We start from the raw sequence: 25,666 nt of genomic DNA on the forward strand, positions 1-25,666 counted from the left end.
TTACCGGTTCATATCATTTCCTTTCAGTTTCTTATTATTATCCAGTTCTGCTTGCGGAAAAGGATAATAAGTGGCTTTAGGCTGCCAGCCCAGTGCTTTTAAGGGTTCTAGCCATTTGGCATCGGCCATGCCCCATCTCAGCAAATCGAAATAGCGGAGATACTCTCCGCAGAACTCTACAAACCGCTCATGCTGTATGATGTTCTTTATATTATTCAGTCGTACGCCGTTGATTGTGGTATCTTTTGCCAGCAAACCGTTAACATCGGGTATGGTGCCGGGAGAATGCTGATACCACAGGTGTGGCTGCTCTGTAGGTACAACATTGTTCGCTCTTGCCCGAACCATATTGATGTAGGTCTTGGCTCCTTCTATATCACCTCCTTCGTTCAGGCATTCTGCATACATAAGTAGTACATCGGCATAACGAAGTAATCTGTCATTGATACCATCATCGATATCAGCTACCTGCACGTCAGGACAATATTTCCGCGTGCCATAAAAATCTTTATTGGTAGCAAGATGGGCCATCCAGTAGTCGTAATCTGTTACCTTACCGTCTATTTGCGTGTAGTAAGCGCCTTTGTCGCACCAGAGTGTCATATATTTACGCGGATCGCCCGGTTCAAATTCAGTATAGGTCTTTTTATTGGGTGCCAGGTTCCACCAGGCACCGCCGGTGCCGTCAAACATGCCTATTTCCTGCCATCTCCAGGAACACGACATATCATCGCCCAACCATCCGGGACCATTGAACATTTGTACTTCAAATACCGACTCGGCATTGTTCTCCGTCGCTTCAAGGGAGTTGTCTCGGAAATTAGCGACCAGTTGGTATTCCTTACTATCGATAACATTCTTTAATTGTTCTTTTGCCTTATCGAATTCTGCAGGTTTTCCTGCTTCAAGAAGGGGACGGTACAGGTATGCTTTCGCGAGGTACGACTGTGCAGCGCCTTTAGTGGCACGGCCTTTAAAAGTACTGTTGGCATACATCGCACTTCTTAATGGCAGCAGCTTGGCGGCTTCCTGGAAATCGTTGATGATCCGTGCATATATCTGGCCTGGTGTTGAATTGGTAGGGTAATAGTCGGCATCGCTTGCCGCCGGCTTTTCTATCAGCGGTACTGTTTCTCCAAATAACAGGCAAAGATGCATATAATGCAGCCCTCTGAGAAAATGAGCTTCACCCAGTAATCTGTCTTTTACAGCCGCGTCAATAGTGCCTTTGTAATTCTCTATACCCTGTAAAGCCATATTGGCCGCAAATACGCCGTTCCAGAAATCCTTCCAGGTATTCAGCGCCATGCCGTCGCTCGAAGGGGTATTGTAGGTATCCTGGTACATAGGTTCCCATTTGAATGTATGGGTAAAATCATCACCCGGCGCCAGTAACTCGTAATACAGCGATCTGGCATAACCTCCCTGCACCTTACCTATGATGGCTTGATAAGCCGGGATCACAGCCGCTTCCAGTTCTGCTACGTTTTTATAATAGGTGCCTATCGATACCTCCTGTGGATTCGTAAGATCCATATTAGGCTTACAACCACTCAGGAAGGATAGGACAGTGAAAATAACAGCGATTATTGTCGTATATCTTTTCATATGGATTCGCTTTAATTGATGGTTCTCTAAAAGGTAAACATGGCCCCGATAAAGTATTCTTTGGCATTGGGGAAAGTAATGCCCCAGGGAAGTTGAGCATCGATACCCCTGTTAAGGTTATAACGTCCGTTGTTGAGACTATTGTCTGAAGCTACTTCCGGATCATAACCCGTGTACTTCGTAAACGTCAGCAGGTTTTTAGCCCCCACGTAAAAGCGCAGGTTATCTATCTTCAGCCTGCTGAGTGTTGATTTGGGTAAAGTATAGCCAATATTCAGTACTTTCAGACGCAGGTAAGAACCGCTTTCAACAAATCGCCTGGAAGCCCGCAGGTTCTGGTTGGGATCTCCTAATACAGCCCTTGGCATATCTGTGTTTACATTACGGGGATACACGGTTGTTACACCGGATATCGGGTTCTTGAATACCAGTTCTTCTGCACGGTAACGATCAAGAGTGGTGGTGAAATTGTTATAGTAATGATACATGCCTTCACCCCAGTATTTGCTGTTGTTATAAATGTCATTACCATAACTGCCCTGCCAGATCATCGAAAAGTCAAATGTGCCGAATCCTGTCTGGTAACTGGCGTCTGTACTGAATCCATAACTGAATTTGGGGATAGGGTTACCGATAAAACCTTTGTCCGCGGCATTCAGTGCGCCGTCTCCTGTAACATCCTTGAAACGTACATCGCCTAACTCCGCCTTAGGGGCAAATGCTTTATCTGCATCCAATTGTGCTTTAGTCGTATAAAGCCCGTCTGTTTGATAACCCCAGAACTGGCCTATTGAATACCCTACGGCAGTACGGGTTACATTTTCTCCTCCTGGACTAACACCACCTGCCAGGATTTCATTACCGTTACCCAGGCTTAAAACTCTGTTTTTTACAATAGAAATATTGCCGGATATAGCATATGTCAGCTTATTGCGCGATTGACGGAAGGTTGTCGCAATTTCAACGCCTTTGTTACTGATGCTGCCTGCATTTAAAGTCGGGAAATTATCGATATAACCCGCTGCATACGAGATCGGCACGTTCACCAGCATATCCTGTGTCTTCTTATTAAAATAATCTACTGTAATAGTGAGTTGATTACTGAACAACGACAGGTCCATGCCCAGATCAGTAGAATATTGGCTTTCCCATTTAACATTAGGGTTAGCGGGGGTAGTGGGTAATGCACCTGTTACTTTTACATTATTCAGGTAATACCACACGTGGTCGAAACTCACCGTACTCTGGTATTGATAAGGACTGATATCTGAATTGCCTAATAAGCCATAGCTGCCGCGCAGTTTTAAATCACTGATAAACGGAACGCTGCGCATAAACTTTTCCTGTCCTATCCGCCATGCAGCAGAAAAAGAAGGAAAGTTGCCATAACGATGATTGCTGCTGAAATTGGCAGAACCGTCACGACGAAAATTAGCTGTGAGCATATACTTGCTGTCATAGCTATAGTTGATGCGGCCCAGTAAGGAATAGATAGCTGTTTGACCGATGCCTGACCCCACTATTTTAGAGCCGGCATCTTGTGTTAATCCCAATATCAATAGATCAGGACTTGGCAGCGCACGGGCGCCCGCATTTAATGCTTTGTATCTCGAATGCTCTGAAGTGATACCCGCTAATGCACTGAAATTATGTTTGCCGATTATTTTGTCATACGTAATTGTATTTTCATACAGGTACCTGTTGTTCTGACTATTTGAAATGGTTAATTCATCTGGGGTATGATTCTGGTATTGACCAACGGAATAGGCAGAAATATAGTTCTGCGTTCTGCCGCGGGAGAAATCCAGCCCCATATTGAATTTGTAGCGAAGGCCCGGTATAAATTCATAAATAGCCCAGAAATTGCCGTTGGCAGAAAAATTGTCGGTGTTGTTGTCATTCAGGTAAGCATTGGCTAATGCACTGGCTACATCGGTGCCATTACCCGCACCCGCGAATCCGGTAGTACTGTTGGGATCATAAATAGGTAGGGTAGAAGACCAGCGCTGTGCATCTATGAGGTTTTTATTGCTCCAGTCACGCGTGTTGTAGTTGATCAATACTGTTTCTCCTATTTTTAATTTGCCTTTCGTCAGGTCCGAAATGAACTGGATGCCGTAGTTCTTGTAATGGTCCTTTATGATAACAGGTTTATCTTCAGCATACGTGGCGTTTACACGAAATCTTGCAGATTCCGAACCGCCACTTAGACTTAGGTTGTGCTTCTGATAACTGCCTGTGCGTAGCAGCGCATCCACCATGTTGTAACCCTGGCCTATCTCTGCTGGTTTGGAAAGGGCAGGCAGATAGTCTGTTCTGGCAGGGTTCTGATTATACATTTCCTCGTTGATCAGCTCTGCCAGTTGCTGCCCGTTAAGTAAAGGAACACTACGTGTTATCTTCTTGATCGCAGTTAACCCGTTGTAGTCGAATTTAACGGCGCCTGAAGTACCTCTCTTGGTAGTGATAAGAATAACACCATTAGCTCCCCTTGCACCATAAATAGCGCACGACGCCGCATCTTTTAAGATTTGCAGGCTGGCAATGTTGTTTTCATCAGGTATGGCTCCACCGATCATGCCGTCTACAACATACAAAGGATCGGTATTGTTGATAGAACCAACTCCTCGGATTCTGATCTTATCACCTGTGATCTGAACACCTGGTACTGCACTCTGCAATATGGCCTGAAATCCCCCCGGCGTTTTTACTAGTTCTTTAGGAGCTACTGTCGCAATGGAGGACGAAAGATCTACTTTTTTCTGCGTTCCGTAACCTATTACGATAATGTCTGCCAGATCCCCCGATACAGCAGTCATTACTACGTCTATCTGCTGTTTGCCATTGATCGCTATTTCTACGGGTTTCATGCCCACATAAGAAATGACAAGTGTGCCGTTGAGCGCTTCCACGTCGATCTGAAATCTTCCGTCTTTATCAGTAGCAACCTGTTTGCTTGAATTTTTTAATTGTACCGTAGCACCTTCCAGTGGCTCCCCCTTACTGTTGCTTACCTTGCCCCGCAGCGGCACAGGTTGCATGGCTAGCAGGAACGCTTCGGCAGCTTGCGTGCTACTAAAAATAACAACCAGTTCATCAGAAAGAAAACGATAGGTAAGTCCCGTGTTGCGGAATAACTTGTCCAGCACTTCCTTTACAGGTGTGTTGGTAACATTGATAGATACCTTTTCGTTCTTGGAAAACATTTCGTCTTTGTAAACAAACCGGTAGCTGGATTGCTCCCGGATAGCATTAATGACTTGTACAAGTTCAGCATTGGTGAATTTCAACGTTACGTTTTGCTGACTGTACCTGGCGAAGGAGGGCAATATAACAGCCAGTAGCCCAATCATCAATAACCCCAGTTTCAGAAAATGGGTTGATTTTTTCATAGCAATCGTTTTTGATAAAAAATAATAGAAGTAATATGGCGTTTAAAAAATGGAACTATCGTTTGTAGAGTATAACTGAATCTTTTTGGATTTTATAAGTGAAATTTCCGGTAAGCTGAAGTGCTTCCAATACCTGCTCCAGGGTCTCGTCCTTAAAATCCCCCGTATAAGTGCCTTGCTTTAACTGTGCATCATCTATTATAATATGTATATTAAACCAGTGTTCCAGTCGCGATATGGCGCCTTCAAGGCTCTCGCCGCGGAAGGATAGACCAGGACGTGTCCATTGCTGCGCTATAGACCCTGTATCGGATGGATCAGCCTCTATCCTGTCGATCCAGTATAAAGACGGCGTGCTGCCGTGCTTACCCGGACCAGTAGAACTCCTGTTGGCTACTACTAGTTTGTTGCCGGGAATCAGCCTGATTTTGCTTTCTGGATTTACTTTTAAGGATACCTCTACTGCACCACTCACCAGCACTGTCTCTGCGGTTTTCTCATTACCATAACTTCTTACGTTAAAGGAAGTGCCCAGTACCTTTATCTTCATGTTGCTGGTATGTATGATCATGGGTCTTGCTGCATCTTTCTTTACGTCAAAAAATGCCTCCCCTGTAAGCCAGGCTACACGTTCCCCTTTACGGAAATCTGCATTGTAGGTAAGTTTACTGTCTGCGTTTAGCCATACATTGGTGCCATCTGGCAACTGTATCTGTCTTTTGGAACCATGTGAGGCGAGAACTGTTTCATATTGCTGCGGTTCTTGTATAGTCTTCAGGTGGTTATTCCTGTTATAAATAAAGAAGGCACATGCAGCAGCAGCGCTTCCTGCTATCATCCATCCAGCCAAACGCATCGGTAGGGTCCGGTTCTTTTTTCTGGAAGATGTAGGCGCTGGTACACGGCCTGCTAACCGTTCAAGATGTCTGCTGAATGCCGTATCTGCATCCGGAATCGATGAAACAGGTGATTGGAAATGATAAGTTTGACGGATGCGAACCAATTCCGCTTCCATTTCCGGGTATTGTATCAATATTTCATTTAGCTCCTGTTGTTCTGCTTCTGTAGCCTGGTTGTCCAGGACCAGCATGGCAAGTAGCTGCAATCTTTCTTGAAGCAAGTTCATACATACAAGACACAAAAAGCAGGACAGGAATACCAAAGAGAAATAAAAAAAAGATAATTTAATTTTTGTCCCTGAAAATAGGCGACGTTAATTGTAAGGCGGGCAGGGAGTTAAGTAGTTTTTTAATACCGATGGATATCTGGTTTCGCACGGTGGGAAGCGATAATTCCAGTACATCCGCTGTTTCCTGGTAGGAGAGTCCTTCTATTTTTACCAGTTGAAAAATAATACGGCACTGCGGAGGAAGGCTGTTGATAGCCTGGTTGATACGCCGTACCGATTCTCCCGATATGAAAATATCTTCAGGATGCCGCCAGGTAATACTGGCATCGAACGCAAAACTATCGATGGTGTATTCAACCTGCTTATCGCTCCGGGTGACCTGGTTGATAGAGTAGTTTTTGGTTAATGTAAACAGGTAAGCCTTCAGGTTTTCTATTTTATGAAGCTGGGATGCCATTTCCCAAACCTTGATAAATGTGTCGGACACAACTTCCTCCGCAGCCTGGTAATTCTTTGTAAATGAATAACTAAAACGGAAAAGAGAGGGAAATAATAGTTTATATAAAGACTCGTAAGCCTTCATGTCATTATGATAAGCAATTCGTTCTTGTAGTTCCTTAATATAGGTAAGAGTATTCATCAGGCCGCATGTGAAACTAAAGATAGGGTATTTTTTGAAATCGATTGCATAATGATTATTTGGGTAAGGAAAGAGAGTTTGGTTTATTGTTTTATTTTAAAAATATTGACAATTAACTGCTTGTGAATTTGTTGTTAGCGGGAAATAACAGATTTTACTTCTTTTCTTACCGTTGACCACAAATGCTTATTCTGCGTAGGCAATACGCATAAAATTTGTTCATATTAAAATGGAGCTGCGAAAAGCCGTTTCTGTCCATCTACGAAAAAGTACGCTTTAAATACGGACGATGAGTATACAATGAGTATGCACAAGAGCTACTTTAAGCGAACACAGCCCCTTCATACCGCCTCACAAGTTTTTCAACTTGACGAGGAACTGCCGGCAGGAATAATCGATTGTAATATTTGGTTGAAACATCATCGGGAAAAGATAATAAAGTATTAATTCTTAAAGGCTTTGCCTGCTAGCTTTACACAATCAATCTTATTGTAATCATTCATTTAATACTCCTGCTATGTTATCAAGGCATTTGGGGATAACTGCGTTGTTGGTTCTTAACCTGTCTGGTCTCTTTTATTCCTGTAAAAAGGATAGTACCGCTTCTACAGAGGGAGAATCCACTAATGGCAGTGTTGTTACAGTAAAAGCGGCAGGCATACTGAATGGCGTAAATCTGCAGCCCTCTTATTACAATAACGGGAATCCTGTTATCGACTGGGCCCTTATGAAACAACAGACCAAAATTAAAACCGTTCGTATTGAAATCGAACCGGGGTTCGAAACCCAGGCAAAGAACTGGATTTCCGGTGCAGTTAGTAATGGCTTTGCCGTAATTGCTACTTATCACAAGTACACAGTATTGGGATCGGATAACGTTAGTGATTTGAATGCCGCTGCCAACTGGTGGCTGGCTAATTATGCGCAGTTGTCAAAAGCAGGTGCCTTTACTATAAACCTGATAAATGAATGGGGAAGTCATAATCTCTCAGCCAATGCTTATGCCAGTGCTTATAACACAGCTATAGAAACTGTAAGAAAAGTGTATTCCGGAAAGATCATTATAGATATTCCGGGGTGGGGACAGGAAACCGCCGTAGCGGCAGCGGCGGCTAAGGGATATAATGGAGGGATCAAAATAAAGGATACCAACTACATTCTTTCTGCTCATATCTATCCTGGAGCCTGGAATCAGGCTAAAAACAGGTATGTAAATACTTCCGATATAGACGACTTGATTAGCGCAGGCGTACCCTGCATGATCGGAGAATTTGGCAACGCAGGCGGTAGCGGCGCCAACTGGTCTGCAATTGTTGACTACGCTAAAACAAAAGGGCTGGCGGTTTTAGGCTGGTGTTGGAATGGGGATGGAAATGATATGAATATGGTGGCGCCCTCCTGGGCTACTAATGCTACCGCAACTGCTTTTAGCCTTAATAACTACTTTAACGTCGTGTATGATAAGCTGTAAGGCCGGCAGTAATAATTAGTAAAAAATGGCACAAATGTTTAAATAAACACCTGTGCCATTTTTTAAAGAACTGCTATTGTTTAATAACTGGCAGCGAAACATGTATGCCGCTGTTATTGAAAACATTGATGAAATACATACCCGGAGGTAGTTTTGATACATTTACCTGTTCTGCATTGCCTTTAATGCGTCTTATTTCCACGCGTTTGCCCGTGGCGTCACATAATGTTAGTTGATCTCCTGCTTTCCAGCGGCTGTCTAAGCGTACGGTTACATGGTGTACGGCAGGGTTGGGAAATATTTCAATACCTGCCGTTTTAGCCGTCAGCTTCTGTGCCTTGTCGTCATTGCTGGTAACCGATGTTGCCATAACGGTACTGAGCCCGCTGGTACACGCTGCTGCCGTACCGCCCACTACTTCCATATAATCTACATTGGGTAAGCCGCTGGTGCCGGTAGCTTCCAGTCTTATATCCCTGATACCAGATGTAAAGCTGGTATATACAGTAACCGTACTCCAGTTGGTCCATGAGCCGGTAGAAGGAAAGCTGACATTGGCGGCTACAACAGTGCCGTTTATCAGTAGGTTGGCTGCCCGGGTATCGATAGAGGCATACCGGAAGGTAAATGATTTAGTGCCGGTTGAGGCGAAATTTACTTTCCAGTTGATACCGTTACCGGCAGCGTTATCGGTATTCGCAAAACCCGCGCCGGTATAACCTCCGTTATTACTGTCTACAGTGCCGTTAACGCTGCAGAAACCTGTTGTGTTTTCCTGTATGATATTGCCGCCGCTGCTTATCGGCACTATCTCTATGTTATCAAAATACACCCCGTTGGAAGCTGCTCCGCTCGCACGAAACTCAATAACGTTGTTGCCTGCATTTAGTGTAATATTTTGTGTTTGCACAGCCCAGGCGCTGTTGCTGTCTGTTTGATTGAAAACAGGAGTAGCTACCAGGCTGCCGTTGACATAAATACCTATGGTGTTTACATTGCCTCCGGTTAAAGAATAACGGGTGCGCAATTGGTAACTGCCGGCATATTGAAGGCTAACGGTATCACGTATACTGGCTGCCGCATTGGTGCCAAAACGCAGATAACCCTGCCCTGTATAGCTGCGTACGGTGCCGCTGGCGCCATTGGCTGTATTGCCGTTGATGCTTCTATAGTCAAAATGTTCCGCTTCATGTTGTAGCGGTCCTGCATAAATGGGCGGCTGTGTAGGAGTAACTAATGTGGCAGTTGTATAGGAGGTTAGCCTGCCCGTGGCGGTACCCGCACAGTTAATGGTAATATCCAATGGCCCGTTGTGTTGTACCGTTAAGGTAAACACGCCACCCGACCAACTGCCTGATACAGCGCTTGCCTGGTGGCTGCCTCTGTCCGTATACGACCACGTAGGTTGTGTACTGGCACCATTGATACGGATGATATCCGTTTTTAAGCCGGTATTGATGACATTATCGTAATTGTTGAGATAAATATTCAGCCTGTTGGAGTACTCTTTAATAACACCTGCGGAATACTGGGCATAACTCAGCTCCATGGAGCTACAAGTGTTGTATTTAAAGGGGATGGAGGCTGTGGCCGTTTGATTTGTTTTAAACGGGTTGTACGTAACCCAGCCATTCTCATGCCGTCCGGCATACAAGGTGCCGGTATATTCAGAAGGAAACAAGGTGTTCATCTCGTTTACCTTGGCGGTAATATTCGGCCAGCGGCTGGCATAGGCCGATTTGTTGATCTTCACCTGGAAAGAATTAGCATCCGTATCGTCAAGCTGGTAGGCGATGGGAATAGACGGGTACCGGCCTGTTTTCTTGAAAAAGCTTTTGTTGAGTTCATAGTTGCCGTCAGTATCCATGCGGTACAATCCTTCAAACAGCGTCTGCGGTGTACTGTATTGATCCTGGTTGCTGCCGCTGCTTACATCATTTACGATGATCACCTTGGTACGGTCGATCACTTCCCTGCGGGTGGGAATGCGTACATGACCATCCAGTATTTTCCGGAACAGGTCCAGGTTCACATTATAAAGCTGCGGGTAAAATTCCCAGCGCCGCGTGGTAAACCCGTCAGGCGTTGCCGCGGTATTTAGTTCGCGCGACTGTTGTGTCATAATTAATTCCGTGCCGTCAATCACTGTCTGCCCTGTAAGCATAATATGCTCCAGGTGAGGGGCTACGCCGGTCGCTGGTGTAAAATTCGCATGGGTGCCGGTAGAATCTGTCCAGCCGGTTTCATCATAACGGATACCATATTGTCCTGCATAACCCGACATATACGCACCCATACACGTGCTTTCCATATCGTGCTGGTAGGTCTGTTGCGTGTACTTCTCACAAAGAATATAATTCTCTGTATAGTTACGGCAGGCCGCCGCAAATGCTGCATTTCTTTTGAGCATACCAATAGGATTGATGTTGGGATTCCACTGGTTCGGACACCAGCTTACTACCAGGTAGCCGCCATAACGGTTACTCAGCTGCAGCAGGTTGGCAAACAAGTTAATACGGTCGGCCCAGGGCGGCGAGAGCGGATCGTAGCTGCTGGAACTGGGAGGTTGCAAACTGCCGTCAAATCCCCAGAACTGCTCGGCATAGCTGAAGCCAATGAAGTTCGGGTAGTCGCGGTAAAACTCCTCATAAACGGTGAGGTCCGATTGCGAAAAGTGTTGAAAACCACCGCTGGACTGCTGTATCATTGCCCATACGCGGTTCTCTGCACATACTCTTAACCACGATTTCGCTATTTCATAACCATACTCTGCCTGTAACCATTTGCTGGTAAGCCGGTCGTGATTAATAGAAATAGAAATATTGAAAACGACGTAAGGGCGAATATCAGCAGGAACCATATTGATGATCTTCTGCGGATCTGCCTGGTTCCAGGAATCAATGTGTATCAGCCACATCGGTTGTGAAGGTGATATAGGCCGGCGTAGTGGGGCCGACTGCGCATGTAATGCAAATGGTGCAAACAATAGTAGGGCTATGAGCCAGGCAAAACGATGCCTGCTCTTTAGCAAGAGTGTAGATTTCATTGTTAAGCTTTAGCGTTAGTAATTATTGGATATTCGTAAAGTGTTTACTTTTTAAGAAAGGACTGGCTGGCTCGCTGCTGCCGTTTATTGGATACTTGTACATAATAAACGCCTGTCGATAAAGAGGCTACATTCAACTCCTCCTGGTTTCCCTTTAACACACGGCGTTGAAGTGTTTTTCCTTGTGCATTAAAGAGTAGAAGCTGATCCCCTGGCTTCCAGTACTTACCAACCTTCACAATAATATAACTGGAAGCAGGGTTAGGGTATACTGAAATCTGCTGTTCTGCTGGCGTAACGTCCGATACATGCAGGTTCTTGCTTCCCGTACTGTCTGCCGCTACAGCAAGAATATTGGATGTACATGTAGCACCCGTACCTTCAGTTACTTCCAGCCGGTCAATATTGGGTAAACCACTGCCACCGGTAGCTTCCAGCCTTACACTCGAAACTCCCGCACTTACAGAAGCAGGAACCGATATGGTAGTCCAGTTACTCCAGGAGCTGGTAGCAGGAAAATTGATATTCGCTGCCACGGTTACACCGTTGATCAACAGCTTCGCCGGCCGGTTGTCGATAGCAGCATATCGGAAAGCAAAGGTCTGCGTGCCGGCATTGGGAAAGTTTACACTCCATCTTATACCATTACCAGCTGCATTATTGGTGTTCGCAAAACCGCTGCCTGTATAACCCGGGTAATTAGTATCGATAGTGCCGTCTACATTGCAGAACCCAACGCTGTTCTCCTCTATAACAGCGCCGAGAGAAAACCTTTTAACAAAATTCCATATCTCCTGGCTGGTGTTTACGCCGTTTACTGAATCCATGGAATACCAGTGCCCTTTACCAGCCAGTGTAATGAGTACTACTTCCGATTGCGCTAAACCAGGTCCCCAGTATCTTTTGGTGGCTACAGAATTGGGCTTGCTGGATGGGTAGGGTTGGGTGATCTGTGGAGTGGTGGGACATTGGTTCCTGTTGATCCAGCCATTGAGGTAAGTTCCCAGGTTATTATATGTGACCACATCATCGGCATCCCCATGTACATGAATGATGGGTACTGGACGGGAACTATTATAATTAGAGCCCCACAAAGGATAACCGGATACTGGTGCGAAAGCAGCAATCTTATTCGCTATTTGCGTTGCTGCATGATAAGTCATCATGCCCCCCATAGAAAAGCCGGAGAGATATACCCGGTTACGGTTAATAGCATAGCGCCGGTACATAGTGTCTATTATGGCAGTAATAAAATTGATATCAGAAGTGCCGCTGATATCCCATTGTTTATTAATACCACTGGGAAATACCACTGCAAACTTCGCCGTATCGGCGATAGGCTCCCATTTAGACGCATTTTGCTGGTAATCGGCGCCCTGCCCCGAACCATGCATCGAAATAATCAAAGGTTGGTTCGCCGGCAGATTCGTTGGTACATACACGATCATGCTCCGGGTGGTGGATCCTACGGGTATGGTAACCTGTGCGGTGGTTTTACAGAAAAGCAGGCATAGAACGGCTAACGCCGCTAAGCTTTGGAAGTACATGTGTTTCATTGGATTTTATTGTGGTGTTGAAGATTTGTGCGTTATGGCATGTGTTTTTCCGATGTAAATAAATTAGTGGCAATCGATAGGCTGAAATTACCTCGGCAATGGAATGGGATATGGGACAGATGTATTATTTACTGGTACAAATGTTTAAAAAGACGCCTTCTGTAGCTTTTGGAGCGCCCCGGGCTAATCTATGGCTTTCCTATGCCCGCAATACAAAAAAGCAGTAGTAAGAACTCCCGGTTCTTCAGAAGGTCGGCCTTTAAAAAGGCCAGTGCTTGTGTCATATGACTGTTTACCGTGGCTACCGATATATTCATAATCCGGCTTACTTCTTCATAACTCTTGCCTTCCAGCTTGCAAAGACAGAAAACAAGTTTTCGTTGCGGAGTAAGCCTTTCAATAGCACGGTACAGGAGTTGATGGGTCTCTTTGTTCTCCAGTAACTGGTCTATGTTCAAATAGTGCCCGGGATGTCGCAGAAGTAACGTCTCCATTAGCCTATTGTCGGATGCTGCCTTTCTGAAGTAGTTGTAAATAATATGCTGGGCAATGGTAAAAAGATAAGATTGAAATGATTTTTCGGGGTTAACCTGTTCTCGGCTGTTCCATAATCTTATGAATACCTCCTGTAAAAGCTCGTCTGCAACATTTTTGTTTTTTACCAGGCGAAGCGTTCTCATATATAACGGCTTGCTATAGGCCTTGTAAAGCGCATTGAAAGCAGGCTCGTGACCCCGTTGCAGTTGCAAAAGCAACTCTTTTTGATATATACTGTCTAAAATCTCCAAACCGGGTACTAAAAAACAAACTTAGTTTTTTTTTTATTCGGACTCATTGTTTTTTCCGTCTTACGTGTATTACTAATAAAAAACATGGATCCCGCTTTGCATAGAATTTTTATCAGATATATAAATGACGGCTGCGACGAAGCGGAAGTGAAGCTGTTGCTTGACTATTTTAAGTTGGATGAAAACGAAGACCTGCTCAAAAAATATATTCTTGAAGAATTGGAGCAGGGAGAATGGGATGGAGATTTACCGGTCGATCTGGACAATCATTTACATGCTGTTTATGCCCAGGTAAGTACTCATATAAAGCCGGTATCGAAGCCATTCGTGAAAAAACTTTATTTCCGGCTTGCTGCAGCAGCGATTATCATACTGGCGCTCGTTTCGGTATATCTGTTTACGGCACAACCGGCTAAAAACAATGAAACGGCCAATAGGGCTGCCAGTATTCTCCCCGGCCGGAACCAGGCGGTACTGACAATGGCAGATGGCAGAACAATAGCCTTGAATGATGCCATTAACGGGCAATTGGCTTCGGAAAACGGCATTACTGTAAAAAAGACGGCTGATGGTCAGATTATCTATGAAACGGCGGCTGATAATACCGCTACAGGTAAAACAACCTATAATACCATCCAAACGCCGGCCGGCGGCCAGTGGCAGGTGGTCTTGCCCGATCGTACACATGTATGGCTGAACGCTTCTTCTTCTATATCATATCCCGTTTCCTTCGTGGGCAAAGAACGACTGGTAAAGCTCAGTGGTGAGGCTTATTTTGAAGTAAGCAGTAATAAAACTTTACCGTTTGTTGTAGAAAGCGGCAACCAACTGGTGGAAGTATTGGGAACCTCCTTTAATATCATGGCCTATAGTAATGAACAACAAATCACTACTACGCTCTTCAACGGTGCTGTGAATGTGAAGGCAGCCGGTAAAAAACAGCAGCTGGCGCCGGGAGAACAGGTGTTGAATAAACTGAATGGAATAGAGCTGGTCAAAGGAGCAGACCTCGAAGAAGTGATCGCATGGAAAAATGGCTACTTCAAATTTAATAGTGGTATCGAAGAAATTATGAATAAGATAGCGCGTTGGTATAACGTCCGTATTATTTATGAGAATAAACCAGATCCGTCTCAAAAGTTCGAAGGCGAAATATCAAGATGGAGAAATTTAAATGAGATCCTCCATATTATGGAGTACACAGGAAAAGTACACTTCAAAGTACAGGAAAATACAATTATTGTTAACAAATAAAAGCAGGCATAAAAAAGCCGGCTGTATTGGAACTACAGCCAGCAAAATCCGGATTACATTGATAAAAAGCGACTAACTACTATCAACTTAAAACCAGACTAACAAATGTATCTAAAAATTACCAGGAAAGCTGGTATGCGGGCAGCGCATGCCAGAAAACTTCTGCTTATTATGAAAATGAGCGCTATTTTATTAACGGTGGTCTCCCTCCAGGTGAGTGCCCGTTCTATGAGCCAGTCCATTACGCTCAATGTGAAGAATGAGTCACTGGCTGTTATTATCAGGGAAATAAGAACGCAGTCCGGCTTCGATTTCTTTTTTGATAAGGATTTGCTCAGAAACGCAAGACCCGTTACGCTGAACGTAAAAAACGCAACCATTCAGGATGTCCTCGACCGTTGTCTGGCCCAGTCCGCCATCGCCTATCGCATAGAAAACAAAGTGGTAATGCTGAAGGAAAAACCGCAGACTGTGAACTACAGCGATTTCGTGCAAATGCCGCAGGAAATCCGCGGCCGCGTAACCGACTCTACCGGTTCTCCATTGGCGGGTGCTGCGATACAATTGAAATCAGGGCTGAAAACTGTTTATACCAATAACGACGGCGAATTCGTACTTCCGGCAGCAGAACCCGGGTCCGTTATAATAATCTCCTATATTGGGTTCGTTGCACAGGAGCTTGCTGTGCCAGCGGGCAGTGCGGCAATGCGTATTGTTTTGAAAGCCGATGTCAACAAGCTTTCTGAAATTGCAGTAGTCTCTAACGGTTATCAAACCCTACCAAGAGAAAGAAGTACTGGCTCTTTCGGAAAGCCCGATATGGAAGTAGTTGCCAACCGTTCCTTTAGCATGAATATTATTCAACGGCTCGACGGCCTTGTGCCAGGTATCGTTATCAACAATAGCCCGAATGCAACACAAAACCCTGTTTTAATACGTGGCCTTTCTACAGTAGGCAGGGAAACAGTACCCGGATGGGGTATCTTTGAAGGTACAAACAGGAATCCTTTATATGTTGTCGATGGCATTCCCGTCACAGATGTAGGTGTTGTGAATCCGCAGGATGTTGCCGACATTACGGTCTTAAAAGATGCCACCGCTGCTTCCATCTGGGGAGCCAGAGCCGCCAATGGCGTAGTCGTTATCACTACTAAAAAAGGCCAGAATACCGGTAAAATAAAACTGCAGTACGATGCCTTCGCGAATTTCCAGGGTAAACCCAATACAAACTATTACCGGGGCATGAATAGCAGGCAGTTTATCGAAACTGCAGAAGAAATATTCGACCCGCAAACTTTTCCCTGGGAAACTTCTACTTCCTTTCCCGATTCCTACTTTGGAATGCCACCTCATGAAGTGTTCCTCTATAATAAAGCCCGGGGTATTAATGTACAACAGGCCCAAAACGGACTGGATAGCCTTATGGCTATAGATAATAGAAAACAGATAAAAGATCTGCTCTACGATAATGCGATGCTCACTAATCATACTTTGTCTGTATCTGGTGGACAAAAGCAGTATGCTTTTTATGGATCCGCTGCTTTTACAAGAGATAAAGGATATAATCCCGGAGCCGGAACGAATACTTATAAACTCAACCTGAGACAGAACTTCTCCCTCGGCTCGCGCATTAATTTCGACCTCATAACCGATCTTAGCAATACTATCTCCAAAGCAAAAAGACCTGTTACTGCCGATTCCCGCTTTTATCCCTACCAGTTATTCCGCGATGCCAGTGGTAATAATCTGTCAATGGCATATATGAAAACGCTTAGCGATTCCGTAAGGCTCGACTACCAGAACCGTAGCCAGGTAAACCTTGATTTTGTTCCCCTCGATGAACTGAATTATGGTTACACTAAGTCCGATCAGCTCTTTACTCGTAACATTTTAAATGTACAGGTTAAAATATTGAACGGACTAACCTTCTCCGGTACTTACGGCTATATAAAAAGCTCCGGCAAAACAGAGGCTTATGATGATATCAAAAGCTACAACTCCCGTTACGAATTGGTGCAGTTTACCGTAGCGCCTGTAGCAGGAGCCACTCCTGTTTACTATCTGCCTAATACGGGTGGTACTTTGGCGACCGAAAATTCAAGCCAACGTAACTGGACAGTCAGAAATCAATTGAACTACGATAAAAACTGGAATAACGCCAGGCACCAGTTGACAGTATTGCTGGGGCAGGAAGCGCAGGAACAACAGTCTGTATCAGTATCCTCTAAAGTAAGGGGCTACAACGAGCAAATGCAGAGTTACAGGCAACTCGATTATGTCGCGCTTAGTACTACCGGAGTGTCCGGTACGGTTATCCCAAACGCATGGTTCACCAGTATCTTGAGCGATGATTATTTTGGACGATCTGAAGTTGTGACAAGGTTTACCTCGTATTATGCAAATGGAGCGTACAGCTTTAAAAGAAAGTATTCCTTTAATGGAAGTCTGCGTCTCGATAAAAGCAGTCTCTTTGGAGTAGATAAATCAGCCCAGAACAAACCGGCTTGGAGTACAGGTCTGAAATGGTTCCTGTCTTCTGAGCCGTTTATGGCGAAGGTTGGTGCCGTAAATAGCCTCGCATTGCGTGCTACATACGGTATTGCAGGTAATGCGCCCGGCCCCGGTGTGGCTGCCTCTAAAGACATTCTGGCCAGATACCAGAGTACGCTGCTCCCCAATGGTGGCGGCCTTTATGTGGCAACTCCCGCAAACAGAAAGTTAAGTTGGGAAAGTACTGCAACACTTAATATCGGAGTGGATTTTTCGATGCTGAACAGCAGGGTGTTCGGTTCAGTAGATCTTTATCAAAGAAAAACTTCAGGATTGATAGGCCCTATGCCGCTAAGCCCGCTTACAGGTTCCACTTATGTAACCGCGAATGTTGGCGACCTGGAGAATAAAGGACTGGAAGTAACACTTAGCACTATCAACGTGAATGGTAGAAATTTCAGGTGGAGCAGTACCCTCAATCTTGCTTACAATAAAAATATGTTGAGCAACATTGTCGCTGGCTTCGCTGTTACCTCAGGCAGCACCAGGATCTACCAACAGTATGTTACAGGATATCCTTCTTATGCTGTTTTCGCTTACCGCTATGGAGGACTCGATGCACTTGGCGACCCCCAGATTAAACTGAAAGACGGCTCGGTAACTAAAACGCCATATGTGTCTGTGCCGGATGATATTGCTTATATGGGTACGCAACAGCCGGTATGGAATGGTGGCTTTAGCAATAACTTCAGTTATAAAGGACTTTCCCTGAGCTTTAACGCCGTATTTAACTTAGGACATGTAATGAGAAGAGAAACCAATCTTTTCTTTACAGGCAGGCCTTCGCATCCGGGATTCACGGGTAATTTTTCACAGGAATTTGCTAACCGCTGGAAAAAGCCCGGCGATGAACAGGTTACTAATATACCGTCCTATGTGGCAGATTCCTATACAAGCTATTCACGCCGTGATGTAAGTTATTATCAGTATGCCGACATTAACGTGGTAAGTGCATCATTTATTAAGATGAGGGATATTACCCTTAGCTATCAGTTGCCACAGTGGCTCATCAGGAGAATCAGTGCCGATCAGGTATTGTTCCGCGCACAAATTTCCAATATAATGCTTTGGAAGGCTAACAAATATGGTCTTGATCCCGAATTCCAGGATGCTACTAACGGAAGCCAGATGATGCCGTTCGGACAAAAGGCCATCACCCTTGGTGTTAATTTGAAATTCTAAACAAAAAACAATGAAATTAAGCTATATAAAATCATGGCTGGCGGCTGCAACTCTTGCTGTTTCTTTCAGCGCCTGCTCAGGAAACTTTCTCGATGTAGAGCCCAGGGGAAAACTGATCGCTGCCAAAGTAGACGACTATGACCAGCTCTTGAATAACCTGTACCTGGTATATATCAATAGCAATGCCCAGGTGCCGATGGGCGATGAACTGGTGGCTGTCGAACCTTACTTTACACAGTCAGGTTACCGTACCCAGCGCCTTTTCCAATGGGAAAGTAATATATATCAATCAGAAGACAACTCTCCCGAATTGCAGTATCCCATGCACAACATCTACCAGTTCAATAAAATAATCGAAGAGGTCATGGATGCCACTGAAGGTACGGATGCGCAGAAACGTGCTATCCGCGCAGAAGCCCTCGCCGGAAGAGCCTGGACTAATTTCTTACTGATCAACTATTATGGCAAACCTTATAACGAACAAACTGCTGCTACTGATCCCGGGTTTCCCATTATAACAAAAGCCGACGTCACACAAACTGATTTTAAACGTGCTTCGGTTAAAGTCGTATACGATTCTATTGTAAGCGACCTTACACGCGCCATTCCTGACCTCCCTGTTTCCGTAGTTTCCCGCTTCCGCATGTCGAAAGCTGCTGCAGAAGGGGTACTCGGTAAAGTGTATGTATTTATGGGCAAATTCACAGAAGCGCTGCCTCTGCTGAATGCAGCTCTTACCGATATGAATAGTACTGGTATGTCAATAGGACTGTACGACTTGAAAACGGAGATGGCCACAGGCGGGGTTTATGCTGGCACCTCTGCTCCCAATGTTGCCGTAAATAAAGAAAATCTCCTCGGTAAACAGGCCACAAGCAGTTTCTCCCGTACTGATAATTCACTGGTGCTGAGTCCACAGGCAGCAGCATTATATAAAGACTCCGATCTCAGACGTAACTTTTATACTACCACTGCCACCTCAGGAGCAGCTTATCCTATAGCAGGTGTATTACGCAAAAACAGGTTTAGTGCCCTTCAATTCGGTGTGCTTGTTCCGGAATTATATCTGCTGCGTGCAGAATGTAATTGCAGAACAAACAACCTGGCGGGAGCAAAGCAGGATGTAGAAACGCTTCGTGCTAGTAGAATGCCGGCAGCAGATGTCGCGGTGCCCGATAACTTGGCTGCACAGCAGTTGCCGCTATTGCAATTCATTTTGGAAGAACGTATCCGCGAATTCGCAGTAATGGGTTACCGCTGGTTCGATATGCGCCGCCTTTCTGTAGATCCGCTCTTCCCCGGACTAAGCTTTACGCACACGGTATATTCTTCAACAGGCACTCCAACGGTTTATACTTTAAAGCCTGAACGTTTGGTATTGCGTTTTGCGCCCAAAACGCTTAGCCTGAGTCCAGGACTCGAAGATAATCCCTGATGAATGCCTCTGATCAGCTTCCCTGTCCGCTGAAAGGCAGGGAGCTGATCTTCTCTTTACTGTTAACAAATGAATACGGAATGAAAATAATTGTTGTAAGATTTATAGGTTTAATAGCGGCCTGCTTTATCACGAGTGTCTCGTACGCACAGCAATCTCAGGAGGATAGCCTTTTTGTTGATAAATGTATGAAGCTGGCCATGTTGGGTACGTCCGAAGGACAAACGGCGGCAGCAAACGAATTAAAAGCTTATGCGGCCAGGAAGAACGATGCTAAAGGGTATATGGATGCTGCTCAGATTGCCTTTTTCCTGGGTAATCCAATCTTGTCCGATTCTTTGATGAAGATAGCCGCTGAAAAATTCCCTAAAAGTGAGGCTGCAAAAACTGTGGCATATGGTACGTTTATGACTACTACAGGAAATGCGCAGGCAATAGAAGCAGCTTATCATAAGTGGAAAGCTGCATTTCCGGAAGCGGCGGCTGACCCTTTTTACGACGCCGGTACCGCTAAAGTGGCGCTTGCCTACGCGAAGGAAAAAAACTACAAATCAAGCAATGCTTGGACAGCCCAACTTATCGATGAATCCGAAAAGGCCGATCTCGAACTCGAGCGTGCTCAGGTTGCCCTCGAAAACGGCGATACGGCCATCGCAATCCCGCTGATGGATACTGCTGCCACCATAGCCAGGAATATTGCGGCAAGCGGTAAACAAAGCAGGATAGCGCTCATGCCATTCCTGGGTAAGTATGCAATGCTGTTATACCAGGCAAAAAAATACCCGGCTGCATTACAAGTAATGGAAGAGGTGTACCAGCATAGCCCTGAAAAAAGCATTGAATTAGAAAAAAACTACGCTTTAATCATGGCCGCTAACAAACGGGGTAGCGAAATTTTACCATTACTCTCTAAGTTGGTGAAGGAGGGACATGGCAACAGTGCATTGTTGGCTATCCTGAAAGACGCCTGGCTCCAGGATAAAGGTTCCCTTGAAGGATACGATGCATTTGTAGCCGGCTTAAGAGCCGATATGGCGAAGCGCGTGAGAGAAGGATTGAAACAGCAGCCGGTGAATGAGCCCGCCCCGCCTTTTACGCTCAAAGATCTTGATAATCGTACCGTTGCCCTGCAAGACCTGAAAGGTAAAATTGTGATTCTCGATTTTTGGGCCACCTGGTGCGGTCCCTGCAAAAAGTCTTTCCCCGCTATGAAAATGGCGGTGGAAAAATATAAGTCCGACCCCAAAGTGAAATTCCTGTTCATCGACTGTATGGAGCGTGTAGCAGATCCGTCTGAAATGGTGCGTAAGTTCATTAACACCAACAACTACCCCTTCACCGTATTATTCGATAACAGCAAAACCAGGGTAGCAGAACGTTATAAGGTAACCGGTATCCCCGTCAAATTTATAATCGACGGCAATGGTAAAATCAGGTACAGGATACTCGGCTTCGAAGGCGGTGACGACGCTGCAGTAGAAGAATTGTCGGCGTTAATTGAAATGGCGAAAAAAGCCTCCTGATACGCAGCTGCGCCTGCTCATTAAATTTTTGTCTTTGGGACTGGCCAATAAGAGGGTCAGTCCCTTTTTTTTAAAAAAGTAGGCCCCCGCTTTTTTTAGCAATTCCCCGCCTTTGCCCGAAATGCTAAGATATTTAGATAAAGCTTCTTTAAAGCTTCCTAAGAGCTTCTTAAGAGCTTCCTTAAAACTGCCTGGCGAGGTGTCGAAATAGGCAGTTTGCTAAAAAAAATGGTAGGTGGCATTAGCGTACTGCCGAAAAATTTCATCCGTGCTTTTGAAGAATGCTCTTATGCTGGATCGGCACGAAATGGATGCCATCATAACTCATTAATTGTCTTTCTGACGTTAATCATCTTACCGAAATACATTAATGACTACTTTTGGCCTTAAACATTGTAATTCATTTTCTTATTGCAATATTATGGCACATTCTATCCGCAACGTTTCGGTATATACTGCTAAAGCCCGGCTTGCTCAGCCTATTTCTGACGCAACCCATACGCTTACAGAGATCTCATTCATCATTTTGCGCATCCAAACAGCAAAAGATGTTATTGGCGAGTCTTACCTCCTCAGTTTTCAATACAGTCCCCAGGCCATTGCCGGGGCCATCAAGGATATGGCTCCGATGGTTATGGGCGAGCAGGTACACGACACGGTAGCAGTGTTTAATAAGCTGAATCATGCCAACGAATATTTCGGACAGGAAGGAATTAACAGGTGGGCGCAGGCTGCCTATAATATCGCTATGTGGGATGCCTGGGCCAAAACATTGGGCCAGCCTGTCTGGAAAGTATTAGGTTCTTCCCGCAGGCAAATCCCTATTTACGGAAGCGGTGGCTGGATCTCTTATACGCCCGAAGAGTTGATTGCTGAAGTAAGCAACTATAAATCGCGTGGTTTCCGCGCTGTAAAAATAAAAGTGGGTAAACCCGACTGGAAAGAAGACCTCGAAAGACTGCGTTTGGTAAGAGAGGCCGTAGGTAACGACATTGGAATAATGATGGATGCCAACCAGGGTATGGATGTTCCTTCTGCACTGGCACTGGCAAGAGCAGCAAGAGAACTGAATATTCACTGGTTCGAAGAACCCGTAAATCATACCGACTTCCAGGGCTACCAGTTGCTGCGTACTCAGGCAGGTATTTCCCTGGCTATGGGTGAAAGAGAATACTCTACACTGCCCCTGCGCGAACTGTTATCACGTAATGCCCTTGATATCTGGCAACCCGATATATTAAGGTTGGGTGGGGTAGAAGCATGGAGAGAAAGTGCCGCCCTGGCAGCCGCTTACAATATCCCCGTATTACCGCATTACTATAAAGATTATGATATTCCACTGCTCTGCACTATTTCTAATGGAGCCGGAGCCGAGTCGTTCGACTGGATCGACCCGCTGATAGATCACCCGCTGCAAATTGTAAATGGCATGGCTACTCCGCATGATCGTCCGGGATGGGGCTTCTCTTTTAAAGATGAAACGCTTTCTGAAATCTAAAATATTGCGCATGGAGAAATCTGTTCAGAAACTGGAAGAATTATATTCTCTGAAAGGTTTAAGAATCATCGTTACCGGCGCCTCAGGGGGATTAGGACTCAACCAGGCGCTGATGTTGGCCCAATGCGGGGCCACTGTTTTTGCATTGAGCCGCACCGGGCATGCAAAAGAAGACTTACCCGCAGTGTTGCCGGATTCCTTGCACTTTGGAGTACTGGATGTTCGTGATGAGCAGGATATCGCAGCCTGTATAAAGAAAATAGGCGATGAAGGTGGTATCGACGTACTGGTTAATAACGCCGGAATCACTATAAAAAAAAGAGCCGAAGAGTTGACCACCGAAGAATGGGAAACGGTTCACCAGGTGAATGTAACTGCTGTATTCAATTGCTGCCGTTACGCCTATCCTTATCTGAAAGCCTCAGGCCACATAGGACGGATCATTAATATCGCCTCCATGGCCTCCTCTCTGGGATTTTCGCAGGTAGTACCCTATAGCTCCAGCAAAGCAGCTGTATTAGGTATTACACGCGGGCTCGCGGTCGAATGGAGCGCCGATAATATTCTGGTGAACGCAGTTTCGCCAGGCTGGTTCCCATCAGAGATGAGCAGGCAGGTGATGGACGAAGACCGTAAAAAACGTATTCTCAATCGCATGCCTTTACACAGGTTTGGAAGCCCGGATGAATTATCGCCCATTATCTGTTTCCTTTCTTCCCGCGCCGCATCCTATATAACCGGCCAGGAATTCGCTGTAGATGGTGGCGCGCTTGCTTATGGTTTCTGAAATTGAAACAGTAAGATAACAACATAATAAAAGTGGCTGCTCCTTATGTGGGCAGCCACTTTTATTATTGATGCTATCGGTCCGCTGTATCTTAAGCCGGCATTGCTTTATACAAGTTTTATGACAACAGCGTAGCTTTCCGCAGGCGGTTGTTGTGGAAGGGTAATGATCAAACCCTCAGAAGTACGTTCAAATGACAGTGCTTGTTTGTTGCCTAAAAGTTCTGCCCTTTGAATTTCTTTGGGATAAAGACTACTTCCCGCTGCCAGGCTTTTAATAACAGCTTTCCCATTCTCGGGCCAGCCCAGTAATGTGGCATATAAAGCATCTTGCTTTTGCGTGAAACGGATATCTGTAGCGCCAAACGGCTTCCCTTTACCTTCGTTAAAGCCTTGTGCACTAAGTGGAGCGGCTTCTTCCATAGCCGGCCCTTCACCAAATACCTTCCATGGCCTGGTGCCATAAATAGCTTCGCTATTGATCTCCATCCAGCGTGTTATTCCATCCACTATTTTTATCTCTTCATCATCGATGGTGCCATTACCCCTTACAGGAACGCTTAACAGGAGATTGCCATTCTTACTTACCACATCTGCCAGCGTATGAATAACAGTCTTGGCCGATTTATATCTTTTGTCATTATACACCGACCGGTTGTAATGCCAGTCCCCAAGGCAGGTGTCTGTTTGCCACGGCAGCGTTTCTATTTCATTGCTCTGCCCGCGCTCTATATCCCAAACCATACATTGACGCTGCACTTCATCCAGTATCTTACCATTGATAACAGCCTGCAAAGAACCCTTGTTTTTAATACTCCTGTTGTACATATGCGCTGCAATGCGTAAGCCGGCATCGCTGACAGGCCAGAGAGGCAACGCCGTATCATCAAAATAAACCAGGTCAGGATCATATTTGTTGATAAGCTCTACCGTACGGTTATAAAATTTTTCACAGTATTCCTTCGTTGGCACTGCTACGCCATTTCCCCAGTTCCATTGCCGGTGAATCATACCGTTGTCATAACTGTTTTCGCTCAGCGGATGATTTTGTGCATACAAGTCCTGCGGGTCTAATCCATTCCACCATTTGCCTTTACCACCTGCTTTTGTGATACGGCCATCATAAGGTATACCTGCATAAGGCCCGCTTTTATCGGCTCGTTGGGCAGTCTCCATCCAGCTCCATGTGTGCGCAGCATGAACACTTACGCCAAAATGAAGCCCCTGTTCGCGCGCCGCCTTCGCCCAGCCATCTATCAGGTCTTTGCGCGGGCCCATTTTTACCGAATTCCAGGCAGGCTGGTATCGGCTGTTATAAAGATCAAAATTATCATGATGGTTCGCCAACGCTACAAAATATTTCGCGCCGGCTTTTTTATAGCGCTCCAGCAATTCGCCGGGATTCCATTTATCTGCTTTCCATTCATTGATAACATCCTTAAACCCAAATACGGAAGGATGCCCATATTTCTTTACATGGAAATTATAATGATGATTACCTTCCATGTACATCTCGCGTGCATACCAGTCGCCATGTTCAGGCTGGCATTGCGGCCCCCAGTGCGCCCATATCCCGAATTTGGCATCCCGGAACCAATCCGGTACCTGGTATTGGCGTAGTGAGTCCCAGGTAGGCTGGAAAGGCCCTTTTGCCATCTTCTCACCCGCTAATGTTTCCAGGAAGCTGGCAGCACCTGCCTGCTTCGCTAGTAGGGCGGCAGGAACAGCCATGCCCAGATTTTTCAAAAGTGTCCTTCTTTGCATATCTGCTTTTTTTACTGTTACAATATTGGTTTTTATCCTTTAAC

Annotated in this window: 15 protein-coding genes; 7 read left to right on the forward strand and 8 right to left on the reverse strand. The window is 45.4% G+C overall.

Annotation, left to right across the window (positions count from 1 at the left end; translation table 11 throughout):
• Genes ESB13_RS01465 through ESB13_RS01480 form a run of 4 tightly spaced genes read right to left on the reverse strand, consistent with a single transcriptional unit; the run spans window position 1 to window position 6,769 of the window.
• Window positions 1-1,608 carry a RagB/SusD family nutrient uptake outer membrane protein gene (locus ESB13_RS01465; protein ID WP_129001263.1) on the reverse strand — a complete coding sequence of 536 codons (1,608 nt, stop codon included), beginning with the start codon at window positions 1,606-1,608 and terminating at the stop codon, window positions 1-3.
• A 26-nt stretch (window positions 1,609-1,634) separates the two neighbouring features.
• Window positions 1,635-5,000, reverse strand: coding sequence for a TonB-dependent receptor (locus ESB13_RS01470; protein ID WP_129001264.1), 3,366 nt, complete (start codon window positions 4,998-5,000; stop codon window positions 1,635-1,637).
• Window positions 5,001-5,055: 55 nt separating this feature from the next.
• Window positions 5,056-6,126, reverse strand: coding sequence for a FecR family protein (locus ESB13_RS01475; protein ID WP_129001265.1), 1,071 nt, complete (start codon window positions 6,124-6,126; stop codon window positions 5,056-5,058).
• 58 nt (window positions 6,127-6,184) lie between these two features.
• Window positions 6,185-6,769 carry an RNA polymerase sigma factor gene (locus ESB13_RS01480; RefSeq protein ID WP_129001266.1) on the reverse strand — a complete coding sequence of 195 codons (585 nt, stop codon included), beginning with the start codon at window positions 6,767-6,769 and terminating at the stop codon, window positions 6,185-6,187.
• Between the two features lie 517 nt (window positions 6,770-7,286).
• On the opposite strand from ESB13_RS01480, the gene ESB13_RS01485 reads away from it, so the two are divergent.
• Window positions 7,287-8,240: a glycoside hydrolase family 5 protein gene (locus tag ESB13_RS01485; protein WP_129001267.1), complete on the forward strand. Its 954-nt coding sequence runs from the start codon at window positions 7,287-7,289 to the stop codon at window positions 8,238-8,240.
• Window positions 8,241-8,313: 73 nt separating this feature from the next.
• Here the strand turns inward: ESB13_RS01485 and ESB13_RS01490 are convergent, their stop codons facing one another.
• The 3 genes from ESB13_RS01490 to ESB13_RS01500 form a co-directional block, all read right to left on the reverse strand.
• A complete protein-coding gene (locus ESB13_RS01490) occupies window positions 8,314-11,286 on the reverse strand; it encodes a glycoside hydrolase family 98 domain-containing protein (protein WP_129001268.1) in 2,973 nt (990 codons plus the stop codon).
• Window positions 11,287-11,330: 44 nt separating this feature from the next.
• Window positions 11,331-12,842, reverse strand: coding sequence for a carbohydrate-binding protein (locus tag ESB13_RS01495; protein WP_129001269.1), 1,512 nt, complete (start codon window positions 12,840-12,842; stop codon window positions 11,331-11,333).
• Window positions 12,843-13,030: 188 nt separating this feature from the next.
• Complete coding sequence (locus ESB13_RS01500) at window positions 13,031-13,591, reverse strand: RNA polymerase sigma factor (RefSeq protein ID WP_220399530.1); 561 nt, start codon at window positions 13,589-13,591, stop codon at window positions 13,031-13,033.
• Between the two features lie 135 nt (window positions 13,592-13,726).
• Here ESB13_RS01500 and ESB13_RS01505 point away from each other — a divergent pair, with 135 nt between their 5' ends.
• The 6 genes from ESB13_RS01505 to ESB13_RS01530 all read left to right on the forward strand — a co-directional run bounded on the left by ESB13_RS01505 (window position 13,727) and on the right by ESB13_RS01530 (window position 23,859).
• The gene (locus ESB13_RS01505; protein WP_164974062.1) at window positions 13,727-14,884 is read left to right on the forward strand and encodes a FecR family protein; all 1,158 of its coding nucleotides are present in this window, start codon (window positions 13,727-13,729) and stop codon (window positions 14,882-14,884) included.
• Between the two features lie 105 nt (window positions 14,885-14,989).
• A complete protein-coding gene (locus ESB13_RS01510) occupies window positions 14,990-18,616 on the forward strand; it encodes a SusC/RagA family TonB-linked outer membrane protein (RefSeq protein ID WP_129001272.1) in 3,627 nt (1,208 codons plus the stop codon).
• A gap of 10 nt (window positions 18,617-18,626) precedes the next feature.
• The gene (locus tag ESB13_RS01515; protein ID WP_129001273.1) at window positions 18,627-20,051 is read left to right on the forward strand and encodes a RagB/SusD family nutrient uptake outer membrane protein; all 1,425 of its coding nucleotides are present in this window, start codon (window positions 18,627-18,629) and stop codon (window positions 20,049-20,051) included.
• 80 nt (window positions 20,052-20,131) lie between these two features.
• Window positions 20,132-21,574 (forward strand): redoxin domain-containing protein, encoded by a 1,443-nt coding sequence (locus ESB13_RS01520; protein WP_164974063.1) that lies wholly within the window; start codon window positions 20,132-20,134, stop codon window positions 21,572-21,574.
• A 421-nt stretch (window positions 21,575-21,995) separates the two neighbouring features.
• Window positions 21,996-23,072, forward strand: a complete 1,077-nt coding sequence (locus ESB13_RS01525) for a mandelate racemase/muconate lactonizing enzyme family protein (RefSeq protein WP_129001275.1) — start codon at window positions 21,996-21,998, stop codon at window positions 23,070-23,072.
• Window positions 23,073-23,082: 10 nt separating this feature from the next.
• The gene (locus tag ESB13_RS01530) at window positions 23,083-23,859 is read left to right on the forward strand and encodes an SDR family NAD(P)-dependent oxidoreductase (RefSeq protein ID WP_129001276.1); all 777 of its coding nucleotides are present in this window, start codon (window positions 23,083-23,085) and stop codon (window positions 23,857-23,859) included.
• Window positions 23,860-23,966: 107 nt separating this feature from the next.
• Here the strand turns inward: ESB13_RS01530 and ESB13_RS01535 are convergent, their stop codons facing one another.
• Window positions 23,967-25,622 carry an alpha-L-fucosidase gene (locus tag ESB13_RS01535; RefSeq protein WP_129001277.1) on the reverse strand — a complete coding sequence of 552 codons (1,656 nt, stop codon included), beginning with the start codon at window positions 25,620-25,622 and terminating at the stop codon, window positions 23,967-23,969.
• Window positions 25,623-25,666 lie beyond the last annotated feature (44 nt).

Origin of the sequence: Filimonas effusa, from assembly GCF_004118675.1 — a bacterium.
GTDB classification, from domain to species: Bacteria; Bacteroidota; Bacteroidia; order Chitinophagales; family Chitinophagaceae; genus Filimonas; species Filimonas effusa.